Annotated in this window: 5 protein-coding genes and 1 pseudogene; 5 read left to right on the top strand and 1 reads right to left on the bottom strand. The window is 40.1% G+C overall.

Going from position 1 to position 3,363, the window contains the following annotated elements; genetic code table 11:
• The 5 genes and pseudogenes from NFR99_RS14930 to NFR99_RS14910 all read left to right on the top strand — a co-directional run.
• A pseudogene (locus NFR99_RS14930) lies at positions 1 to 444 on the top strand (hypothetical protein); the annotation flags it as partial.
• 320 nt (positions 445 to 764) lie between these two features.
• Positions 765 to 1,922: a plasmid recombination protein gene (locus tag NFR99_RS14925; RefSeq protein WP_251354050.1), complete on the top strand. Its 1,158-nt coding sequence runs from the start codon at positions 765 to 767 to the stop codon at positions 1,920 to 1,922.
• An 8-nt stretch (positions 1,923 to 1,930) separates the two neighbouring features.
• Complete coding sequence (locus NFR99_RS14920; RefSeq protein WP_251354049.1) at positions 1,931 to 2,308, top strand: TnpV protein; 378 nt, start codon at positions 1,931 to 1,933, stop codon at positions 2,306 to 2,308.
• Between the two features lie 148 nt (positions 2,309 to 2,456).
• Positions 2,457 to 2,837 carry a hypothetical protein gene (locus tag NFR99_RS14915; RefSeq protein WP_251354048.1) on the top strand — a complete coding sequence of 127 codons (381 nt, stop codon included), beginning with the start codon at positions 2,457 to 2,459 and terminating at the stop codon, positions 2,835 to 2,837.
• Positions 2,838 to 2,885: 48 nt separating this feature from the next.
• Positions 2,886 to 3,026, top strand: coding sequence for a hypothetical protein (locus tag NFR99_RS14910; protein WP_158591482.1), 141 nt, complete (start codon positions 2,886 to 2,888; stop codon positions 3,024 to 3,026).
• A gap of 156 nt (positions 3,027 to 3,182) precedes the next feature.
• Here NFR99_RS14910 and NFR99_RS14905 read toward each other — a convergent pair.
• Positions 3,183 to 3,363: hypothetical protein (locus NFR99_RS14905; protein ID WP_251354047.1), on the bottom strand; the 181-nt coding region annotated here is incomplete at its 5' end.

Here is a 3,363-nt window from a genome sequence, read left to right as displayed (position 1 = left end):
AAAGCAAATTACAGAGGGCTTGGCTCAATTGACTTCCAAGCAACGGCACGAAGCGTACTCATTGTCGGCAGGCTCAAGGAAAACAAGGAAGTGCGGGTAGTTGCGCATGAAAAATCTTCCCTTGCGCCTGAAGGCGAGCCGATTGCTTTTGAACTGAGTAAAGAAACGGGATTTGTGTGGAAAGGTCATTATGATATTTCCATTGATGATTTATTGAATGGCATCAGCTGTGAAAAGAAATCCGAGCAAGCAGAGAAATTAATTATGGATTGCCTGTCTGATGGGAAATACCAACAGCAGCTTATATTAAAGAAAGCACAGAATATCGGTATCTCAAAAAGAGTGCTTGACGAAGCAAAAAAATCTCTCGGCGTTAAGTCAATAAAGGAAGGCAATGGGTGGTATTGGGAACTTCCCGAAGAAAAAGAAGCGAGTAACTGTTAAGGTTGCAACATTGCATATGTTTAGGGCAAGTGCAATCTTGCAATGTTCTTTTTCGGTTGGGAACGGACAATATTAAAGTTTTTGCGGGGTGCAGGGGGCTTTTTACAAAAAGCCGCCCTGTCTCGTCTGCCGACTCGGTCGGTTCGCAGCTTGTGTGCCACTGGCACACGCTCACCCCTCGGAGAGCGCAAAACCTGCTTGCAGGTTGCATTTTTGTTGGCGTAGCTGACAAAAGTGCTTTTGCGTTACTTTCGGGAAAGTAACAAAGCCTACCAGCCGAAAAGAAAGGGCGTGATTTTATAAGACGGACGATTAGCGCAATGGTGGGGAAAGGCTCGGTCAACCATAACAGCCGCAAGTTTAAGGCTGAAAATGTAGATAGAGAGCGTTCACACCTTAATGTAGACTATTGCAACGAGAGCATCAAGAAAGTGTATCATAAGCTATTTGATGAAGCATTATGGAGATATAACCAGAAACAGACAAGGGCAGACCGACGCATTGCTGATTATTACGAGAAGATACGGAACTCGAAGCAGGAAAAGCCGTTCCATGAACTGATTTTGCAGATTGGGAATAAAGAAAATATGAGTGCAGGAAGTGAGAACGGACAGCTTGCAAGGAAGATTTTAGATGAATATTATCATGGATTCCAAGAACGAAACCCGAACCTTTATGTATTTTCCTCTCATATCCATATGGATGAAGCAACGCCGCATCTGCACATTGATTTTGTCCCGTTCACGACTGGCAGCAAGCGCGGGCTCGAAACAAGGGTATCTTTGAAGCAGGCGTTGGCGGCGCAGGGATTCAAAGGCGGCTCCCGTGGCGATACGGAGTGGAGTCAGTGGGTACAGTCCGAAAAAGAAAACCTTGCCGCTGTGATGGGGCGGCATGGCATTGAATGGGAGCATAAAGGCACGCATGAGAAACATTTATCTGTCCTTGATTATAAAAAGCAGGAGCGGGAAAAAGAAGTTATTCAGCTTGAGGGGCAGATTTTGGAGAAAAAAGAGGAATTTCAAGCATTGTCGTACAGGGTGGAGAATTACGACAAAGGCATGGAAAATCTAAAAACTCTGGAACATGTGCTTGATACTTCGCCAGAATACCAGTTGCCAGAGCCGCAGGGGTTCATGTCTGCAAAGTCATATAAAAATAAAGTGGCAGAGCCTTTGGTGCAAAAGCTGAAATCGCTTATTAAAACAGCTCTTATAAGGTGCTTTGAAGCGTGGGACAGCTACTATCGGCTGAATGTTACAAACAGTAATCTTCATCGTGAGAATGAGGGGTTAAGGAAAACCAATGAGAAACTGGCAGGGGAAAATGAAAACCTCCGTGTGCAAAACGAGGATTATAAGCTGCTCCGAAAGGCATTTGGAAGTAAGCAGATGGACAGTCTTTTGGAGCAGGCAAAAGCGGCGCAGAAGCCGAAACAGCGAGGGAAACACTTTAAAAACAACAAAGAGGAAAGGTAGGAAACATTATGGAAAATAGGATTTATGACGAAAGTAACGGTCTTTGGTATGCAAAGAAAGGCGACTATTACCTCCCAGAGCTTGCATTACCTCCCGAAAAAGAAAAGCCGATTGGCATATGGGGGCAACGTCATTTGCAGTATTTGAAAGAGCATAAGCAGCTTGTTTATATCAATCTGCTGACAAGCGGCAGGCTGAATGAATACCTTGCAAACGTGGTTGAACAGGCAGAGAATATGTTTTCTCGGTTGGTAAGAGAATATGCCGACAGGCAAGGAGTGACGGAACAGTTAAAGGCAGAAAATCAGCTTTTATGGGTTCAAAAAATGAATAATATTCGGGCTTGTGTGAGGGAAGTTGTAGAGAGTGAGATAATCTATTCTTAGGTGGTAGGTGGCACTTCTATGGGATATGGAAGTGCCGCTTAATTAAGCAAAAGCAGTTCAGGGAATTGAAAAATCTTATGAATTCGTGTATACTTAGAAAAAGAAATTAGACTGAGAAATCGGGAATTTGTAGAAAGGAAGAAATTTTATGAAAGAATCAAAAATAGTAACATTCATAGGAGGATTTTATATATTTGGAGGAATTATTGTATTGTTATCATTGATATTTAATGGAAGTGAATTAAATGTAATATTTGATTTACCAAATACTCCAGATTATGTTGTGAAATTATTGATAGGACTCATATATATACCATTAGGCTATTTATATATTGAAAGAATAAAAAAATCAAATTGGATAGTATTATCATTAGCAGTAATATTTTTTTGCATTAGTGCAAGTCAAACAACAAAATATAATACTCAACCATTTATAGGGAATCTAATATATTCTTTAGTTGTTATAATAGTGACAGCTATAAGTAGAAAAGAATTTACAAGAGATATAAAATCAATATTAAAAAAATAATATTATTCATACAATACTGGAAAACCGGGAATTATGGAGGAAAAGAAAATGGCATTTAAGTTAGATAGCGTTGTACCTTGGGGCAGAAATATGGAAGAATACAAATTAATGTTCCGTTTAGATGATAATGATATGTCAAAAAAATTGCAGGGTTTGGCGATGGTCCAGCCTGTTTTAATTATGAGATGACTGAAAGAAATGGAAGTGTTATTTCGTTTGATTTGATATATCAGTTTTCGAAAGAAGATATAGAAAAACGTATTGAGGAAGTCCGAACTACAGTAATGCAGCAAATGCGGGCAAATATGGATAACTATGTGTGGAAGAACATTAAACCTGAATTATTCATGAGCATATAAAAATGCTCGATACTACAAATCCTTGAACCAGTTCCCGTGAAATCAATCGATTTATCCACAAAAATGGGCAGACTATCCCCTTGAAATCCGATTGAGTTATTTTGAACTGGCAAGGTACGTTAATAGTTGCTATTCCAACTGTACAGTCAGCTGCTGGATATTCTCCA

The organism is Hominisplanchenecus murintestinalis (assembly GCF_943193015.1).
Taxonomy (GTDB): Bacteria; Bacillota; Clostridia; order Lachnospirales; family Lachnospiraceae; genus Hominisplanchenecus_A; species Hominisplanchenecus_A murintestinalis.
Note: the sequence above shows the minus strand (reverse complement) of the source record. Positions and strands in the feature narration are given on the sequence as shown.